This window comes from Stenotrophomonas pavanii (assembly GCF_900101175.1).
In the GTDB taxonomy this organism is placed as follows: domain Bacteria; phylum Pseudomonadota; class Gammaproteobacteria; order Xanthomonadales; family Xanthomonadaceae; genus Stenotrophomonas; species Stenotrophomonas pavanii.
The window spans coordinates 270,118-288,627 of record NZ_FNFQ01000003.1; the positions used below are offsets into that span (position 1 = coordinate 270,118).

Below are 18,510 nucleotides of genomic sequence, written 5' to 3' on the forward strand. Positions count from 1 at the left end.
GGAATGATGGCCGCAGTGTTGGTTCGATCCATGACCCAGAAGAGGAATTCGACGTGATCAAGAAGCAGAACCTTCGCATCAATGTGCTTGCCGCCGCCGTGCTGTCGATGACCGCGGTGGGTGCCGTCCACGCCGCCGGGTTGCCGACCCGTGAACCGGTGCGCCAGGCCAGCACCGCCGAGCCGGGCGCCGAGCGCATCATCGTCAAGTACCGTGCCGGCACCGCTGCGGCGGGCGACCGTTCGGCCAAGCTGTCCACCGTGCAGTCCGCGCTGACCCGCGCCAGCCTGTCCGGTGGCACCGCCCGCGCCAGCACGCTTGGCCCGCAGGTCGTGCGCAGGCTCGGCGTCGGTGCCGACCTGATCCGTCTGCAGGGGCGCCTGGCGCCTGCGGAACTGCAGCGCGTGCTGAAGGAACTGAAGGCCGACCCGGCCGTGCAGTACGCCGAAGCCGACGTGAAGCTGCGCCGCACCGAGCTGCGTGCCGGTGACGTGCAGCCGGCGCTGGCACCGAACGATCCGTACTACCAGCAGTACCAGTGGCACCTGCACAACGCCACCGGTGGCATCAACGCACCGTCTGCGTGGGATGTATCGCAGGGCGAGGGCGTGGTGGTGGCCGTGCTCGACACCGGCATCCTGCCGCAGCACCCGGACCTGGTCGGCAACCTGCTGGAAGGCTACGACTTCATCAGCGATGCCGAGACGTCGCGCCGTGCCACCAATGATCGCGTGCCGGGCGCGCAGGACTATGGCGACTGGGTCGAGAACGACAACGAGTGCTACACCGGCTCCGTCGCCGAGGACAGTTCCTGGCACGGTACCCATGTGGCCGGTACCGTGGCCGAGCAGACCAACAACGGCGTCGGCATGGCCGGTGTCGCGCACAAGGCCAAGGTGCTGCCGGTCCGCGTGCTCGGCAAGTGCGGTGGCTACCTCTCCGATATCGCCGACGCCATCACCTGGGCGTCCGGCGGCACCGTAGCGGGCGTGCCCGCCAATGCCAACCCGGCCGAGATCATCAACATGAGCCTCGGCGGCAGCGGCAGCTGTGACGGGACCTACCAGGACGCCATCAACGGCGCGATCTCGCGCGGCACCACCGTGGTGGTGGCCGCCGGCAACGAGACCGACAACGCATCCAAGTACCGTCCGGCCAGCTGCGATGGCGTGGTGACCGTGGGCGCCACCCGTATCACCGGCGGCATCACCTACTACTCCAACTACGGCACGCGCGTGGACCTGTCCGGCCCCGGCGGCGGTGGCAGCGTGGACGGCAACCCGGGCGGCTACATCTGGCAGTCCGGTTCGGATGCGGCCACCACCCCGCAGTCGGGCAGCTACAGCTACATGGGCATGGGCGGCACGTCGATGGCGTCGCCGCACGTGGCAGCGGTCGCTGCGCTGGTGCAGAGCGCGCTGATCGCCAAGGGCAAGGATCCGCTGGCCCCGGCGGCGATGCGCACGCTGCTGAAGGAGACCGCGCGTCCCTTCCCGGTCAGCATCCCGGCTGCCACCCCGATCGGTACCGGCATCGTTGATGCCAAGGCGGCGCTGGCCAAGGCGCTGGAAGAGCCGTGCACCGAGAACTGCGGGCCGGTGGCGACGCCGCTGACCAACAAGGCCGCCGTGGGGGGCCTGAACGGTGCGGCCGGCAGCAGCCGCCTGTACAGCTTCGAGGCGGCCGCCGGCAAGCAGCTCAGCGTGATCACCTACGGCGGTACCGGCAACGTCTCGGTCTACATCGCCCAGGGACGCGAACCGAGTGCCAGCGACAACGACGCCAAGTCGACCCGCCCTGGCACCTCGGAAACGGTGCGGGTGAACAAGCCGGTCGCGGGCACCTACTACATCAAGGTGGTGGGCGAAGCGGCATACAACGGCGTGAGCATTCTCGCCACGCAGTAAGCACCCGTTGTCGTAGTTGAACGGCCGACGCCCGTCACCCTGTGTGACGGGCTTCGTCTTTTTACGAAAGGTGGCCGCGGGGCAGCGGAAATCACGGCTTAACTGCTAAAGTCGGGCCGATTGACAGGAGAGTCATGTGAACGCGCTCGCTGCACCCGTTATCGACGACGCCGAAGGCCGCATCCTCGATGCGCTGCTGGCACGCGGCCGGCTCAAGGAAGGCGACCTGGCGCGCGCGCGGCCGCTGCATGCCGAGGCCGGCGGCAGCCTGCTGGGCCTGCTGGTGCGGCTGGGCCTGGTGTCTGAACGCGACCAGGCGCTGGCCAGCGCCGAAGTGCTGGGCCTGCCGCTGCTGGAGGGCAAGCAGGTGCCCGAAGCGCCGCCGCAGGCGCTGGCCGAAGGGTTGCCGCTGTCGCTGCGTTTCCTCAAGCAGTTCCACGTGTGCCCGCTGGAACTGGATGAACACGGGGTGCGGCTGTGGCTGGCCGATGCCCATGACGCCTATCCGCAGCAGGCCGTGCAGCTGGCGCTGGGGGTCCCGGTGACGCCGGTGCTGGGCATGCGCGCGGAGATCGATGATCTGGTCGAGCGCTGGTTCGGCCAGGGCCGCAGCGCGATGGGGGCGATCGTGGAAACCGCCGATGGCGAGGGCGGTGCCGTCGACGATATCGAGCACCTGCGCGATCTTGCGTCGGAAGCGCCGGTGATCCGCCTGGTCAACCTGGTGATCCAGCGTGCGGTGGAGCTGCGCGCCTCGGACATCCATGTCGAACCGTTCGAGAGCCGGCTGAAGGTCCGCTACCGCGTCGATGGCGTGCTGGTGGAGGGCGAAAGCCCGCCGGCCAACCTCACTGCCGCGGTGATCAGCCGCATCAAGATCATGGCCCGGCTCAACATCGCCGAACGGCGCCTGCCGCAGGACGGCCGCATCATGCTGCGCGTGCAGGGCAAGGAACTGGACCTGCGCGTGAGCACCGTGCCGACCGCGCACGGCGAAAGCGTGGTGATGCGACTGCTCGACCGCGAGACAGTGGTGTTCGATTTCCATCGGCTGGGTTTCACCGACGCCTTCCTGCCGCAGTTCCGCAAAGTGCTGGAACAGCCGCATGGCATCCTGCTGGTGACCGGCCCGACCGGTTCGGGCAAGACCACCACGCTGTACACCGCGCTGAGCCAGCTCAACACCGCCGACGTCAAGATCATCACGGTCGAAGACCCGGTCGAGTACCAGATCGAGGGCATCAACCAGATCCAGGCCAAGCCGCAGATCGGCCTGGACTTCGCCAATGCGCTGCGCAGCATCGTCCGCCAGGATCCGGACATCATCATGATCGGTGAAATGCGCGACCTGGAAACCGCGCGCATTGCGATCCAGTCGGCGCTGACCGGCCACCTGGTGCTGTCCACCTTGCACACCAACAATGCGGCCGGCGGCATCACCCGGCTGCTCGACATGGGCGTGGAAGACTACCTGCTCACCTCCACCATCAACGGCATCCTGGCCCAGCGCCTGGTACGCCGGCTGGAGCCGACCCACGCTGAGCGCTACGCAGCCTCGCCGGAGGAGATCGAACGGTTCGAACTGCGCCGCCTGCAGCCGCAAGGGCCGATCCATCTGTACCGCCCCAAGCCGTCTGCGCTGGCGCCGACCGGCTATCTGGGGCGTACCACCATCATGGAATTCCTGGTGATGAACGATGCGCTGCGCCGTGCGGTGATGCGTCGCGACGGCATGGGCGAGATCGAACGCATCGCCCGCGAGGCCGGCATGCGCACGATGTACGAGGATGGCCTGTCCAAGGCGCTGAGCGGGCAGACCACCATCGAGGAAGTGCTGCGCGTGACCGAGGAAAGCTGATGCGCGCAGGACGCCGGGGCTGACATGCCGAACTATCGCTACAAGGCGCTCAACCCGCATGGCGAGGTCTTCGACGGGCAGATGGAAGCGGCCAGCGAGGCCGAGCTGATCGCGCGCCTGCAGGACCAGGGCCACCTGCCGATGGAGACGCAGCTGGCCGACGCCGGCGCGATCGGCGGCAGCAGCTGGCGCAACCTGCTGCAGCAGCGCCCGCTGCAGGGTGCTGCATTGCTGCAGTTCACCCAGCAGTTGGCGACCCTGCTCGGTGCCGGCCAGCCGCTGGATCGCGCGCTGTCGATCCTGCTGGGCTTGCCCGAGGACGAACGGTCACGCCGCGCGATCACCGACATCCGCGACGTGGTGCGCGGCGGTGCGCCCCTGTCCACCGCGCTGGAACGCCAGCATGGGCTGTTCTCGCGCCTGTACGTGAACATGGTGCGTGCCGGCGAGGCCGGTGGCAGCCTGCATGAAACCCTGCAGCGCCTGGCCGACTACCTCGAGCGCAGCCGTGCGCTGCAGGGCAAGGTCATCAACGCACTGGTCTACCCGGCGATCCTGCTGGTGGTGGTCGGTGGCGCGCTGTTGTTCCTGCTCGGCTACGTGGTGCCGCAGTTCGCGCAGATGTACGAAAGCCTGGACGTGGCGCTGCCGTGGTTCACCAACGCAGTGCTGCAGCTGGGCCTGTTCGTGCGCGACTGGTGGGTGCTGCTGCTGGTGGTGCCCGGCGTGCTGGTGCTGTTTTTCGAGCGCAAGGCGCGGCAACCGGCGTTCCGTCTGGCGCTGGATGGCTGGCTGCTGCAGCGGCGTGGCATCGGCCGCCTCATCGGCGAGCTGGAAACCGCCCGGCTGGCGCGCACGCTGGGCACACTGCTGCGCAATGGCGTGCCGCTGCTGGGGGCACTGGGCATCGCGCGCAACGTGCTGGGCAACCGTGCCCTGGCCGCCGATGTCGAAACCGCCGCCGATGAAGTGAAGAACGGTGCCGGCCTGTCGCTGGCGCTGTCGCGCGGCAAGCGGTTCCCGCGCCTGGCGCTGCAGATGATCCAGGTCGGCGAGGAATCCGGCGCGCTCGATACCATGCTGCTGAAAGCGGCCGATACCTTCGAACAGGACAGCGCCCGGCGCATCGACCGCATGCTGGCGGCGATGGTGCCGGCGATCACCCTGGTGCTGGCCTCGGTGGTCGGTGCGGTGATCGTGGCCGTGCTGGTGCCGCTGTATGACCTGACCAATGCCATCGGTTGACGATGGCACGCTCCGCAACCCTGACACTCCGCAACTGAAAGGACCGTCCATGATTGCCAGTCGCCGACCGATCCGCCTTTCCTTCGCCGCCGCGCGCAACCAGTCGGGCATGAGCCTGCTGGAGATCATCATCGTCATCGTGCTGATCGGCGCGGTGCTGACCCTGGTCGCCAGCCGCGTGCTGGGCGGTGCCGACCGTGGCAAGGCCAACATCGCCAAGGCGCAGGTGCAGACCGTCGCCTCCAAGATCGACAACTACCAGATCGACACCGGCAAGCTGCCCGGCACGCTCAATGACCTGGTGACCGCGCCGGCCGGCGTCGGCGGCTGGCTCGGCCCGTACGCCAAGCCGGCCGACCTGAATGATCCGTGGGGCCACGCGCTGGAATACCGCGCGCCCGGCGAAGGCCAGCCGTACGAGCTGGTCAGCCTGGGCAAGGATGGCAAGGCCGGTGGCAGCAGCGTCGACGCCGATATCCGCTATCAGCCGTAACCGCGCATGACGCCTTTCCTGCCGCGCCGGGTGCCGCACCCGCGCCTGCCCGGCAGGCGCGCGGCGGGCCTGTCGCTGCTGGAGATGCTGCTGGTGATCGCGCTGATCGCGGCGATCGGCCTGATCACCGCTGCCGGCCTGTCACGAGGGTTCGCCGGCATGCAGCTGCGCGGCGCCGGGAAGGACATCGCCAACCAGCTGCGCATGGTGCGCGCGCAGGCGATTTCCCGTGGTGAGCCGCAGCGCTTCGTGATCGAGCCGGCGCGGCGGCGCTGGGAGGGAGCCAACCAGCGCCAGGGCGAGGTGCCGGCACAACTGCAGGTGCAGTTCGAAGGCGCCGCGCAGCTGGCCACCGCACCGGGGCAGGGCGTGATCGAGTTCCATCCCGATGGCGGCTCCAGCGGCGGCCGCATCCGGTTGCAGCGCGACGGCGCCGAGTGGCGCATCGACGTCGGCTGGCTCACCGGCGAGGTCCGCTCCGGGCCCTGGCGGGCGCCATGAAGCGGCGCGCGCGTGGCTTCACCCTGCTGGAAGTGATCATCGCCTTCGCCCTGCTGGGCCTGGCGCTGACCCTGCTGCTGGGCAGCCTGTCCGGTGGCGCGAAACAGGTGCGTGACGCCGAACTGCGCACGCGCGCGGTGCTGCATGCACAGTCACTGCTGGCCCAGGCCGGCGTCGACACGCCGTTGCAGGTGGGCAGCCAGCAGGGTGACTGGGAACAGGGACGCTATCACTGGGAGCTGCAGGTCCAGCCGTGGGTCGAACCACGCGCCGGCAACGTCGTGCAGGCCACGTCACCGGGGACCCCATGGCTGGCCGAGCTGCAGCTGCAGGTGCGCTGGGGCGACAGCGAGCGCGAACAACTGCACTGGCGCAGCTTGCGCCTGTTGCCGCCCGACCTGGAGAACGCGCGATGAAGCGGCGCGCCGCGGGCTTCACCCTGGTCGAAGTGATGCTGGCGACGGTGCTGCTGGCTGGCGGCCTGGCATTGGCCTTTGCCAGCGTGCGCTCGGCGATGGCGGTCAGCCAGCGCGGCGAGCAGATCGCTGCCGAAAGCGAACGCATGCGCGCCGTCGAGTCGTTGTTGCGCAGGCAGCTGGCGGGTGCACTGCGCACCCCGCTGGAGGCCCCGGACCCCACTCGCGAGCCGGTCTTCTTCCAGGGCGAAGAGCAGCGCATGCTGTTCGCCGCCGACCTGCCCGGTTACCTCGGCCGTGGCGGACCCTACCTGCACGCGCTGCAGGTGGACGGACGCGGTGGCCAACAGCGCCTGTTGCTGGACCTGGTGCTGCTGCAGGAAGGCGAGCGCATCGCCGAGAATCCGCCGCGCCCGCCGGAGGTGCTGGTGGAGAACCTGAAGTCGGTGCAGCTGCGCTACCGCGGCATCGATGCCAGCACCGGGCAGGTGACCGACTGGCTGCCGCGCTGGGATGACACCCGCCGCCTGCCGATGCTGGTGGAAATCCAGATCGTGCCGAACCGCGGCACGCCGTGGCCGCCGCTGGTGGTGGCGCTGCGTGCCGGTGGCAGTGGAGGCGCACGATGAGCCGGCAGGGCGGGGCGGCACTGGTGCTGGTGCTGTGGCTGATCGCGTTGATGACGGCGCTGGTCGGTGCCTTCGCGCTGAGCGCACGGGTCGAGCACCTGCAGCAGCGCGTGCTGGATGACGATGCACGCGGGCAGGAACGTGCGCGCGCCGGCCTTGAATATGCCCTGCTGCGGCTGTCGGCCGATCCGCAACGCGCGCCCTGGCGTGCCGATGGCCGTACCTACCGCTGGCAGTTCGACGACGCCAGCATCGAGATCAAGGTGCTGGACGAGAACGGCAAGATCAACCTGAATCTGGCCGATGCGGCGCTGCTGACCGCCTTCCTCAAGGCGCTGGGCGAAGACGATGCACAGGCCCGGCAGCTGGCCGGGGCGATCATCGACTGGCGCGACGAGGACAGCCTGCTGCAGCCGGGAGGGGGCGCCGAAGCGCAGGACTACGCCGCAGCCGGATTGCCCTACGGTCCCCGCAACAAGCGCTTCGAGACCCTGGGCGAGCTGCAGCGGGTACTGGGCATGCGCGGCCCGCTGTACCGGGCGATGCTGCCGCACCTGACCCTGTACAGCCGCCAGGCACGCCCGGATCCGCAGTTCGCCAGCGCACCGGTGCTGACCGCGCTGGGCCTGGATGCGGACAGTGTGATGGCGCAGCGCGCACAGCAGGAGCGTGATGCAGATTCCGCTGGCGGTACGACAACGCTTGCCAGCAGCAGCGGCACCTATAGTATCGAGTCCGGTGCCATCGACAGCAGTGGACGCAGGTCGGTGGTGCAGGCAGTGGTACGCAGTGGCTCGGGCGGGGTTCCCGGGCGGACTTACACAGTGCTTCGCTGGGAGCAGGGAATGACAGCAAGATGACGGCGTGGCAGGACAGTCTGCGGCAGGTGCAGGGCCGGATCGGCCCGGGCGCGGGCCGTTTCCTGCGCTGGTGGCGTCAATCGCTGCTGGCCTGGGTGCCGGTGCGCTGGCAATGGGCGCTGGGCTGGGGTCAGGCACGCCTGCTGTTGCAGCAGCAGGGGGGCGAGCTGCAGGTCTGGCGCGAGGCCGGTGAGCGCCGCGAAGCGGTGGCGCGCCTGCCGTGGCCGCTGTCGCCGGCGGACCTGGACCGCGTGCTGGAGCCTCGTCTGCGTACTCTGCCGCGGGTGTGGCTGCTGCCGGCGACGGACGTCCTGCGGCGTACCCTGCGCCTGCCCGCCGCCGCGGCCGATCGCCTGCGCGCGGTGGTCGGTTTCGAGATCGACCGGCAGACGCCGTTCGAAGCGTCCCAGGTCAGCTATGACGTGCGTGAACTGGGCGCGGCCGGCGAAGGCCAGCTGCAGGTCGAACTGGTGGCGTGGCCGTTGCGGCAGCTGGACGCATGGCGCAGTGGCGTGGGCTCGTGGGCCGACGCACTGGCCGGTGTCGATGCCATCGATGTGCAGGGCAACGTGCTGCAGGTGAACCTGCTGCCGCCCGCGCAGCGCCAGGTGCGTCCGGACCCGATGCGGCGCTGGAACCTGCTGCTGGCGGTGGCGGCAGCGGTGATGCTGGTGCTGGCAGCAGTGCAGCTGCTGGACAACCGCCGGGCTGCCGCCGACGCGCTGCGTGAGCAGGTCGAGCGCAGCGCGCGCAGTGCGCGTGGCGTGGCCAGCGAACGCGCGCAGCTTCAGGCGCTGATCGATGGTGCCGCGTTCCTGGAGAAACAGCGCAGCCAGCGCGCCGGTACCGTGGAAATCTGGAATGAACTGACCCGGCGCCTGCCGGAAGGCACCTATCTGGAAAAGCTGGCGATCGAGAACAACAACCTGCAGCTGATCGGCCTGAGCCGCGAGGCATCGCAGCTGGTGCAGCTGCTGCAGGATGCACCTCAGTGGCGCAAGGTCAACCTGACCGGGGTGCTGCAGGCCGATGGCGCCGCCAGTGGCCGTGACCGCTTCACCATGACCGCCGAGCTGCAGCCCTTGCCGGCCGCGGCACCGAGCCCGGAGGCGGCCGATGCCGATGCCAAGCGCACGCCGTGACCGCTGGCTGGCGCTGGCACTGCTGCTGGCCGTGCTCGGCGTGGCGTATCTGTTGCTGGTGCACCCATGGTTCACACAGCCGCTGCGTGTGATCGATGCCGATGTCGCCGCGCTGCGCGAGCGCGAGGCGCGCGTGCAGGCGCAGCTGCAGCAGCAGCCGCAGATCGAACAGCGCCTGCGTGCCACCCGCGAGGCATTGCAGCAGCGGCCGGGCTTCCTGCGCGAAGCCACGGCCGAAGCCGCTGCCGCCGCACTGGGTGCCCGCCTGCAGGATGCCGTGGCGATGGCCAGCCCGGGCAACCGCAGCTGCACCATCAGCAACCGCACGCCGCTGGCCGACAACCGCCGCGATGCCGAGTTCGTGCGTGTCGCGATGCAGGTGCGGCTGCGCTGCGGCGTGGCCGAACTGGCCACCGTGCTGCACAGCCTTGAAACCGGCAGCCCACGCCTGTTCGTCGACAACCTCAACCTGATCGCGCAGCGTTTCCAGCAATCGCCGAATGAATCGGGGCTGGGCCTGGACGTGTCGTTCGAGCTGGCCGGCTACCTGCTGCCGGGCGCCGCCGCCGACGGCGCGGCGACAACGCCTGCCGCAGCGCCCGCAGTGCTGCCTTCACCGGCCGAGGCGACCCCTGCGCCGCCGCCGGTCGCCCCGTCCGAAGGGCAGGAGGTGGCCGATGAAACGTGAACAGATCAGCCTGCGCACCGGCTTCCTGCTGGCGTTGGCCGGTTGGGCCGCCGCCGTCTGGCTGGCCACGGGCTTCGGGCTGGGCAGCCATCTGCCCGGTGCCGGCGGTGATGCCGACGCCGCGCCTGCGCTGCCGTCATTGCCGCCGCTGGCGGCCGAGCGCATGGCCAGCGCCGACAGCTACAGCGCTATCGGCGAGCGCCCGCTGTTCGCCGAAGACCGCAGGCCGCGCCCGTACCTGCTGGGTGGCAGCGAACCCGCGGCCAGTGCCGCGCTGCGCCTGACCGGCGTGCTGTTGACCGGCGACTTCGGCATGGCCACCTTCACCACCGAGCAGAACCGCTCGCTGCGGCTGCGCCTCAACGGCGACGCCGTGGACGGCTGGCAGCTGGTGGCGCTGCAGCCGCGGCAGGCGACCGTGATCGGCCCCGGTGGCAACCAGGTCCTTGAACTGGCGGTATTCAACGGCCAGGGCGGAGAGCCGCCGACCGTGCTGCGGGGTGCCAATGGCGCGGTGCCGCCAGCGCCGGGCAGCGGGGCACCGCCACCGGTGCAGCCCCCCGCCGCGCCGGTCGCTGCACCGGGGGTCAGTGCACAGCGCGGTACCGGCAACGCCGCTGCCGCCGCCGCGCCGGCCGCACCCACGAACACGCCACCGGCCAACACCAATGGGCCCAGCGAAGCGCAGATGCAGGCCATCCGCGAACGCATCCAGGCCCGCCGTCGCCAGCTGCAGCAACAGCAGCAACAACCGTCGCCGCCCCCGGGCGATGGCACCAACCGATAGAGTGAATGCATGAACCTGCGTTTTCTTCCCTGGTCCTTTGCCCTCGCGCTGCTGGTCGGCTGCAGTACGGTGTCCGCGCCGCACGTGCAGCGCAACGGCAACCTGTCGCCCAGCGCCGGCGCCGGCCAGGCGGCCGATGGCGTCGCCGATGCCGCCCGCGAGAGCCAGGGCGCGCCGCAGGCGGTAATCCGCCGTGGCACCGGCACGATGATCAACCGTGAGGCCGCGCGCGCGCCGGCGCCGGCGCTGCATGGCGCCAGCACCGGCGAGGCCACCTTCAACTTCGAAGGCGAATCGCTGCATGCGGTGGTCAAGGCCATCCTCGGCGACATGCTGGGCCAGAACTACGTGATCGCACCGGGCGTGCAGGGCACGGTCACCCTGGCCACGCCCAAGCCGGTCTCGCCGGCGCAGGCGCTGAACCTGCTGGAGATGGTGCTGGGCTGGAACAACGCGCGCATGGTCTACAGCGGCGGGCGCTACAACATCGTCGCCGCCGACCAGGCCCTGGCCGGCACGGTGGCACCGAGCACCGCGCCGGCCGCCAGCGCGCGCGGCTTCGAGGTCCGCGTGGTCCCGCTGCAGTTCATTTCCGCCACCGAGATGAAGAAGGTGCTGGAGCCGTATGCGCGCCCCAACGCCATCGTCAACGTCGACAGCGGGCGCAACGTGATCACCCTCGGCGGTACCCGCGCCGAGCTGGAAAATTACCTGCGCACCGTCGAGATCTTCGATGTCGACTGGCTGTCGGGCATGTCGGTGGGCGTGTTCCCGATCCAGTCGGGCAAGGCCGAGCAGGTCGCTGCCGACCTGGAGAAAGTGTTCGGCGAGGAGAGCAAGACGCCCAGCGCCGGCATGTTCCGCTTCCTGCCGCTGGAGAACGCCAACGCCGTGCTGGTGATCACCCCGCAGGTGCGCTACCTGGACCAGATCCAGCAGTGGCTGGACCGCATCGACACCGCCGGCGGCAGTGCCCGCCTGTTCTCCTACGAACTGCGTTACATCAAGGCGCGCGACCTGGCCGAGCGCCTCAGCGAGGCCTTTGCCAGCAGTGGCAACCGGGGCGCTTCCAGCCCGGCCTCGCTCGCGCCGGGGGCGATCCCGTCGCAGCTGGGCAGTGACGGCGATCGTGGCATGGATACCACAAGCAGCACCCTGGGCTCGACGCTGGGCGGTACCAGTGGCAGCGGCGGCAGCGGCAATGGCAGCCTGAACCTGCCGCAGCGCCAGCCCGGCAACGTCAGCGTCAGCCTGGAAGTGGAAGGTGACCGCGTCGGCGTATCGGCGGTGGAGGAAACCAACACCCTGCTGGTGCGGTCCAGCCCGCAGGCCTGGCGCTCGATCCGCGAGGTGATCGAGAAGCTGGACGTGATGCCGCTGCAGGTGCACATCGAGGCGCAGGTGGCCGAAGTCGCGCTGACCGGCGACCTGAAGTACGGCGTGAACTGGTTCTTCGACAATGCCGTGGCCGGTCGCGCGCTCACCGGAGCCCTGGCGGGCCTGACCCTGCCGCCGGCTGCAGGTGGCTCGTGGAACACCTTCGCCGGCGGCGTCACCGGCAACGACGGCGTCGGCTGGGCCTTCACCGGCCACAACGCGGCCGCGGTGGTCAGTGCGCTGGACAAGGTGACCGACCTGCGCCTGCTGCAGACGCCGTCGGTGTTCGTGCGCAACAACGCCGAGGCCACGCTCAACGTGGGCGACAAGGTGCCGATCAACACCACCACGGTGAACACCGGCGTGGGCACCAGCACCTACAGCTCGGTGCAGTACATCGACACCGGTGTGATCCTCAAGGTGCGCCCGCGCGTGACCCGCGACGGCACCGTGTTCCTGGACATCGTGCAGGAAGTCAGCAGCGCCTCGGACGTGCCCGACAGCTGCAACCCCACCGAGCGCAACTGCAACCCGCGCATCTCGACCAAGAAGCTGTCCACCGAAGCAGCGGTGCAGAGTGGCGACACCATCATGCTGGCGGGCCTGATCACCGACTCGGCCACCGATGGCAGCAGCGGCATTCCGGGCCTGAGCAGGATTCCGGTGGTCGGTGCGCTGTTCGGGCAGAAGACGCGCACCAGCCGTCGTTCGGAAGTGATCGTGCTGCTGACGCCGACCATCGTCCGCAACAACCAGGAGTCGCGCAACCTGACCGACGAGTACAGCAAGCGCTTCCGTGCGATGGAGCCGCTGAACGCGCCGCGCGCGAAGAAATAAGGGAGTTACGGCCGGGCGGCGCCCGGCACCCGCGGTAGTGCCGGCCGCTGGCCGGCAACAGCAGCGGCGACAGCCAAAGCCAAAGCCAAATCAACAGCGGGTTTACTGAGGGAGGTGGGTCGGCGTGGGGTGGCAGGACACGCCGTAAACCCCCAGACCGGCCCAGCCGCTGGCGGCTGTGCGTTCGGGCGCTTGCGAAGCAGTGCTTCGCAAGCAAAGCGCCCTCACCCCTGGGGGCTCGTGTCGACCTTGGTCGACACCTCTGTCAGAGACCGATATACACAAATGGGATCTGACGCCAGGCTTTGCTGGCAGATCGAAGAAATCTGTCGAAGGCGGGGTGGGTCCGGTTGCGGGGGTGTCCGCGGCATGGATGCCGCGGCCAAGCCCCCATGGATGGGTTTACGGCGTCCCCCGCAACCGGACCCACCCCGCCAACCCACGGAATGTGGGCCTCTGCTCTTGATGTTGCTGGCTAGCGGCCGGCACTACCGCGGGTGCTGGGTGCAACCCGGCCGATACCCGCCCGGTGCTACGCTGTGGCCACCGACAACCACGGAGGCGGGATGGGGGCGATCGTGTTGTTGCCGCTGTGCGTGGACGATGCCGCGCTCGACCGCTGCCTGGCCGCGCTGGATGCCGGCACGGCGCCGGGCACTGCGGTCTGGCTGGCCGATGATGCGCAGACCGGGCCGCGTGCGCAGGCCGTGGTCGAACACTGGTTGGCGCATACGCCGTTGCAGGCCGAATACACCCGGCGCGCGCGGCCACTGGGCGAAGTTGCCCATCTGGACGAAATGCTGCGCGCCTGCGATGGCATGGACGTGGCCGTGCTCGCACCGGACAGCGTGCCCGCGCCGGGATGGCTGCAGCAGCTGCAGGACGCCTTCGCCCGCGACGCCTCCATCGCCACGGCGACGCCCTGGTGCAACGCCGGCGAGACTGCGGCGTGGCCACGGCTGGGCGAGATCAATCCCGAACCGAATGACCCCGCGGTGCTCGCGCAGACCTGCGCCACGCTGCCGACGCTGCATCCGGAACTGCCTTCTGCAGTCACACATGCGGTGCTGGTGCGCGGCAACGCGCGCCGTCGTGCCGGTGGCCTGGACGTGGAAAGCTATGCGGGCTGGAATGCCGCGCTGGTCGATCTCAGCCTGCGCATGGCTGGCCTGGGGTGGCGCAATGTGTTGTGCGAGACCGCCTTCGTCAGCCGGGCAGGGGAGGCGGTCAGCCGCGACGGTGATCTGGAAGCGCTGGCGGCGCGCTGGCCGGCCTGGGTGCCGCGCCTGGCCGACTTCCTGATGCATGATCCGCTGCACGGGCTGCGTGCCGACCTGCAGCAGCGCATGCGGCAGGCGATAATGCCGCGGGAACAGGGCGACCTGTTCGTTCCGTCCGCGTAGGAGTTCCCCGTTTGAATGCAGCCATTGCCGCCATCGTCGTCACTTACCAGAGTGGCAGCACCATCGATGCCTGCCTCTCGCGGCTGCGCCAGGCAGAGGAGGTGGCCGAGATCCGGGTGATCGACAATGGTTCGCTGGACGGCACCCTGGACATCGTGCAGCGCCATGCCAGCCACGATGCCCGCGTACGCTTCGTCGGCAACCCGGACAATCCCGGCTTCGCCGCCGCCAACAACCAGGGCGTGGCCGACTCGCACAGCCCGTGGCTGGCCTTCATCAACCCGGACCTGATGGTAGAGCCCGGCACGCTGGCCGAGCTGCGCCGCCGGGCCGAAGCGCTGGGTGACTGCCTGCTGGGCGTCGAACAGGTGGACGAGCAGGGTCATGCCGACGAGGCGGTGCGTCGCCGCGATCCGGATTTCCTGATGATGCTGCGCTCACCCGGCAAGGGCTCGAAGCTGGCGGTGGCGCGCGACCCGCACCAGGCACTGCAGCGGGTGCCGGCATTGTCCGGTGCGCTGTTGATGATGCCGCGCGCACTGTTCGACCGTATCGGCGGCTGGGACGCGGGCTACCGGCTGCATGCCGAGGACCTGGACCTGTGCCGGCGCGCACGCCAGGCCGGTGCGGTGGTGGCCATCGCCAATGATCTGCAGGTTACCCATGTGCGCGGTGTCTCCAGCCGCTCGCGGCCGTTCTTCGTGGAGTGGCACAAGCACAAGGGGCTGTGGCGCTATTTCCAGAAGTTCGAAGCCGGGCAGCGTTCGCTGCCGGTGCGGGCTGCGGTGTGGGCCGCGATCTGGGCACACGCGCTGATGCTGGTGCCGCGCCTGCTGCGCAGGTCGCTGTAGCACCGGGCCCACGCGCGGCTCAGGCAACGCTCCAGCCGAGCGTGGCTCGGCCTACGGAAGGCGGGCGCGCCCACGGTTCACTCCGCCGGGCGCATAATCCGCCCCATGCCTATCATCCAGTCCCTGCTCGACACCGATCTGTACAAGTTCACCATGATGCAGGCGGTGCTCCACCAGCACCCCGGCGCCCAGGTGCAGTACCGGTTCAAGTGCCGCACCCCCGGCATCGACCTGGCCCGTTACATCGACCAGATCGACGAAGAAATCGACCACCTGTGCAGCCTGCGTTTCAGCGACGCGGAACTGGACTACATGCGCGGCCTGCGCTTCGTGAAGCCGGACTTCGCCGATTTCCTCGGCCTGTTCCATCTGGACCGCAAGTACATCCAGCTGCGCGCGTCGACGGCCGTGCCCGGCGAGATCGAGCTGGACATCACCGGCCCGTGGCTGCACACCATCCTGTTCGAAGTACCGCTGCTGGCGATCATCAACGAAGTGTGGTTCCGCAACACCACCACGGCCGACTTCGCCGAAGGTGAGCGCCGCCTGCAGGCCAAGGCCGCGCTGCTGCGCGATACCCCCGGCTTCGAGCAGTGCCGCATTGCCGACTATGGCAGCCGCCGCCGCTACTCGCGTGACTGGCATGCCCGCCTGCTGCCGCTGCTGCGCGACGCCCTCGGCCCGCAGCTGGTCGGCACCAGCAACGTGCACTTCGCCCGCCTGTACGGCATGACTCCGCACGGCACCATGGCGCACGAGTACCTGCAGGCATTCCAGGCACTGGGCCCGCGCCTGCGGGATTCACAGGTGGCGGCGCTGGAATCGTGGGCGCGCGAATACCGTGGCGACCTCGGCATCGCGCTGTCCGACGTGGTGGGCCTGGACGCGTTCCTGCGCGATTTCGACATGTATTTCTGCAAGCTGTTCGACGGCGTGCGCCACGACTCCGGCGATCCGTTCGACTGGGGCGACCGCATGCTGGCGCACTTCCAGCAGCGCCGGGTTGATCCGCGCAGCAAGGTGCTGGTGTTCAGCGACGGGCTGGACATTGCCAAGGTGATGCGCCTGTACGATTACTTCCGCGGGCGCTGCCAGGTCGCGTTCGGCGTCGGCACGCACCTGACCAATGATCTGGGGCCGACGCCGCTCAACATCGTCATCAAGATGGTCCGCTGCAATGGCCAGCCGGTGGCCAAGCTCAGCGATTCGCCGGGCAAGAGCATGTGCGACGACCCGGGTTACCTGGCCTACCTGCGCCAGGTCTTCGAGCTGCCTCAGCCGGCGTAACGCCGCCGGCCCTCAACGGCGCTTACAGGTAGTCGACCACCACCAGGTAGGCGCCCTGCAGCGGCTGCTGCTTGGTGGCCTGCACGCTGTAACGCTCGGAGAAGGCGATATCGCCGGCGCGCATCGCGCTGGCCGACACCGACAGCTTCTGGCCCTGGCGCTTGCCATCGCGCAGCGTCGCGGCCTGGCCATCGGCCAGCGCCGTCACGGCCACCGTCGAGCCCTTGGCCGATGGCGGGCACGCGGCCAGGCTCAGCTCACCCTGGGACAGGTTCGTCGTGCAGCCCGGCTCGGCGATGCGGCCGCTGAAACGGATGCTGCCACTGCTGGCCTGGGCCAGCGCACTGACGGACATCAGGGCCACGCACAGCAGAATGGAGTTCCTCATGACACGTTCTCTGGTTCGGTGTGTCCTAGTTAGCGACAGGTTCGATCAGCCTTTAATAGGACGATTCCGAATCTGCTAGGGCCATCACCAAGAAAGAGTGATGCGCATCAAACAAAGCGATTTCCGCCTGAAAAAAGCCTGTTTTCGCGCATGCCGAACGCGTCAGCCATTGCGTCATTTACGGTCGCTTGTGCCCCGCCCATGGCTGCGTCAATTCTCCCGCGCGCCTAGGGACGCGATTTCGCCTATCACGTCACATTTGGAGCGTCAATAAATCGTCGTTCAGAAAAATAGTGAGACTTTCATCACAGTTGTGCATATACTTGCGTCACGGATTCAGGGAGAGGTACGTCCGAGTCCGGCCACAGGTGAGACGCAAGGATGGGTCTTGTTAGCCCGGCAGTGCTCCTTGCTTCCTCCTCTACTTCTCATCTCTTCAGTAGGGTTAGGTAAAAGCGAATGCACAAGATCAACCTCATTGCCGCTCTGATGCTGGCCGCCGCTCCGCTGGCCGCCAACGCCGCCGACGGCACCATCACCTTCAATGGCAAGGTGACCGACAAGACCTGCACCATCTCGACCCCGGGCGGCAAGGACTTCGCCGTGACCCTGCCGACCGTGTCCAAGAACACCCTGGCCACCGCCGGTGCCGTTGCGGGCCGTACCCCGTTCGCCATCAACCTGACCAAGTGCAGCGCCGGCAACGTCGCCACCTACTTCGAGCCGGGTTCGACCGTTGACTTCAACAGCGGCCGTCTGGTCAACCAGGCGTCGGCCAACGCCGCCACCAACGTGCAGCTGCAGCTGCTGGGCTCGAACAACCAGTTCCTGCCGATCAAGGCTGCTGGCGCTGGCCTGGCCCAGACCAACTCGCAGTGGGTCACCGTCGGCACCGACGGCTCGGCCGACCTGAACTACTACGCTGAGTACTACGCCACTGCCGCCGCCACCCCGGGCGACGTCACCAGCAGCGTCAAGTACACGATCATCTACAACTGATCGCAGTCGTGCCCGCACTGGCCGGCGTTCGCGCCGGCCGGTGTTCCGCGGCCCCTGGCCACACCCCTCGAGCGTAGTACTTCCGATGAAAGCACTCTTTCCCCGGGCGCTGCTGCTGGCAGCGTTCACGCTGCCCTTCTGCCAGAACGCACTGGCCGGCGTGGTGGTCAATGGCACGCGGGTGATCTACCCGGCGCAGGCGCGCGAAGTCACCGTGCAGGTGGACAACGTGGGCGACTCGCCCGCACTGGTCCAGGCCTGGATCGACAGTGGCGACGCCAACCAGACCGCCGACACCAGTGATGCCCCGTTCGTGCTGACGCCGCCGATCGCGCGCGTCGAACCGGGCCGCAGCCAGGCGCTGCGCCTGATCTTCTCCGGCGCACAGCTGCCGACCGATCGCGAGACCGTGTTCTGGCTCAACGTGCTGGACGTACCGCCGTCGCCGGACAATGCCGACAGCGGCGACCAGAATTACCTGCAGGTCGCGTTCCGTTCGCGACTGAAGCTTTTCTACCGGCCGCAGGGCCTGAAGGGCGTCGCCAACGACGCACCGGCAGCGCTGCGCTGGACCCGCGCCGGCGACCGCCTGCGGGTGGACAACCCGAGCCCCTTCCACGTCACCCTGGCCGAAGTCCATGCCGTGACCGGCAGCAGTGAAAAGGCGGTCGAGGACAAGGGCGCGATGGTCGCGCCGAAGCAGAGCCTGGAGTTCGCCGCACCGGCGGGCACGCAGCAGGTGCGCTTCATCACCATCAATGATTACGGCGGCCGGGTCGAGCACACCGTCCGCCTCGACAGCACCGGGGGCTGAACGCGCCGCGCCGGCCATGGGCCTGCGC

General features: G+C 68.8%; 18 protein-coding genes. 17 read left to right on the forward strand and 1 reads right to left on the reverse strand.

Going from position 1 to position 18,510, the window contains the following annotated elements:
* Window positions 1–53: 53 nt before the first annotated feature.
* The 15 genes from BLS66_RS07400 (at window position 54) to pncB (ending at window position 16,281) form a co-directional block, all read left to right on the forward strand.
* Window positions 54–1,907, forward strand: a complete 1,854-nt coding sequence (locus BLS66_RS07400; RefSeq protein WP_049464278.1) for a S8 family peptidase — start codon at window positions 54–56, stop codon at window positions 1,905–1,907.
* A gap of 136 nt (window positions 1,908–2,043) precedes the next feature.
* Complete coding sequence (gspE, locus tag BLS66_RS07405; protein ID WP_074725548.1) at window positions 2,044–3,765, forward strand: type II secretion system ATPase GspE; 1,722 nt, start codon at window positions 2,044–2,046, stop codon at window positions 3,763–3,765.
* A gap of 24 nt (window positions 3,766–3,789) precedes the next feature.
* Window positions 3,790–5,010 (forward strand): type II secretion system protein XpsF, encoded by a 1,221-nt coding sequence (gene xpsF, locus BLS66_RS07410; RefSeq protein WP_032956504.1) that lies wholly within the window; start codon window positions 3,790–3,792, stop codon window positions 5,008–5,010.
* A 49-nt stretch (window positions 5,011–5,059) separates the two neighbouring features.
* Window positions 5,060–5,503, forward strand: coding sequence for a type II secretion system major pseudopilin GspG (gene gspG / locus BLS66_RS07415; RefSeq protein WP_049464282.1), 444 nt, complete (start codon window positions 5,060–5,062; stop codon window positions 5,501–5,503).
* 6 nt (window positions 5,504–5,509) lie between these two features.
* Window positions 5,510–6,004: a type II secretion system protein XpsH gene (xpsH, locus tag BLS66_RS07420; RefSeq protein WP_049464284.1), complete on the forward strand. Its 495-nt coding sequence runs from the start codon at window positions 5,510–5,512 to the stop codon at window positions 6,002–6,004.
* Window positions 6,001–6,420 carry a type II secretion system protein XpsI gene (gene xpsI / locus BLS66_RS07425; RefSeq protein WP_049464286.1) on the forward strand — a complete coding sequence of 140 codons (420 nt, stop codon included), beginning with the start codon at window positions 6,001–6,003 and terminating at the stop codon, window positions 6,418–6,420. The genes xpsH and xpsI overlap by 4 nt, the downstream gene beginning before the upstream one ends.
* Complete coding sequence (locus tag BLS66_RS07430) at window positions 6,417–7,049, forward strand: type II secretion system protein J (RefSeq protein WP_049464288.1); 633 nt, start codon at window positions 6,417–6,419, stop codon at window positions 7,047–7,049. Before xpsI ends, BLS66_RS07430 begins: the two co-directional genes overlap by 4 nt.
* A complete protein-coding gene (locus BLS66_RS07435) occupies window positions 7,046–7,909 on the forward strand; it encodes a type II secretion system minor pseudopilin (RefSeq protein WP_064237626.1) in 864 nt (287 codons plus the stop codon). Before BLS66_RS07430 ends, BLS66_RS07435 begins: the two co-directional genes overlap by 4 nt.
* Window positions 7,906–9,051 carry a PilN domain-containing protein gene (locus BLS66_RS07440; protein ID WP_074725549.1) on the forward strand — a complete coding sequence of 382 codons (1,146 nt, stop codon included), beginning with the start codon at window positions 7,906–7,908 and terminating at the stop codon, window positions 9,049–9,051. The genes BLS66_RS07435 and BLS66_RS07440 overlap by 4 nt, the downstream gene beginning before the upstream one ends.
* Window positions 9,026–9,739 carry a type II secretion system protein GspM gene (gspM, locus tag BLS66_RS07445; RefSeq protein ID WP_074725550.1) on the forward strand — a complete coding sequence of 238 codons (714 nt, stop codon included), beginning with the start codon at window positions 9,026–9,028 and terminating at the stop codon, window positions 9,737–9,739. Before BLS66_RS07440 ends, gspM begins: the two co-directional genes overlap by 26 nt.
* Window positions 9,729–10,526 (forward strand): hypothetical protein, encoded by a 798-nt coding sequence (locus tag BLS66_RS07450; protein WP_057493409.1) that lies wholly within the window; start codon window positions 9,729–9,731, stop codon window positions 10,524–10,526. The genes gspM and BLS66_RS07450 overlap by 11 nt, the downstream gene beginning before the upstream one ends.
* Window positions 10,527–10,535: 9 nt before the next feature.
* The gene (gene gspD, locus BLS66_RS07455) at window positions 10,536–12,740 is read left to right on the forward strand and encodes a type II secretion system secretin GspD (protein ID WP_057493410.1); all 2,205 of its coding nucleotides are present in this window, start codon (window positions 10,536–10,538) and stop codon (window positions 12,738–12,740) included.
* Window positions 12,741–13,306: 566 nt separating this feature from the next.
* Window positions 13,307–14,143 carry a glycosyltransferase family 2 protein gene (locus BLS66_RS07460; RefSeq protein ID WP_074725551.1) on the forward strand — a complete coding sequence of 279 codons (837 nt, stop codon included), beginning with the start codon at window positions 13,307–13,309 and terminating at the stop codon, window positions 14,141–14,143.
* Between the two features lie 11 nt (window positions 14,144–14,154).
* A complete protein-coding gene (locus BLS66_RS07465; protein WP_074725552.1) occupies window positions 14,155–14,994 on the forward strand; it encodes a glycosyltransferase family 2 protein in 840 nt (279 codons plus the stop codon).
* 105 nt (window positions 14,995–15,099) lie between these two features.
* Window positions 15,100–16,281: a nicotinate phosphoribosyltransferase gene (pncB, locus tag BLS66_RS07470; protein WP_053462135.1), complete on the forward strand. Its 1,182-nt coding sequence runs from the start codon at window positions 15,100–15,102 to the stop codon at window positions 16,279–16,281.
* A gap of 22 nt (window positions 16,282–16,303) precedes the next feature.
* Here pncB and BLS66_RS07475 read toward each other — a convergent pair whose 3' ends face one another.
* Window positions 16,304–16,669 (reverse strand): hypothetical protein, encoded by a 366-nt coding sequence (locus tag BLS66_RS07475; RefSeq protein ID WP_074725553.1) that lies wholly within the window; start codon window positions 16,667–16,669, stop codon window positions 16,304–16,306.
* Between the two features lie 459 nt (window positions 16,670–17,128).
* Here BLS66_RS07475 and BLS66_RS07480 point away from each other — a divergent pair, with 459 nt between their 5' ends.
* Window positions 17,129–17,668 (forward strand): fimbrial protein, encoded by a 540-nt coding sequence (locus tag BLS66_RS07480; RefSeq protein WP_005415238.1) that lies wholly within the window; start codon window positions 17,129–17,131, stop codon window positions 17,666–17,668.
* An 85-nt stretch (window positions 17,669–17,753) separates the two neighbouring features.
* Window positions 17,754–18,482 carry a fimbrial biogenesis chaperone gene (locus tag BLS66_RS07485; protein WP_049468303.1) on the forward strand — a complete coding sequence of 243 codons (729 nt, stop codon included), beginning with the start codon at window positions 17,754–17,756 and terminating at the stop codon, window positions 18,480–18,482.
* Window positions 18,483–18,510 lie beyond the last annotated feature (28 nt).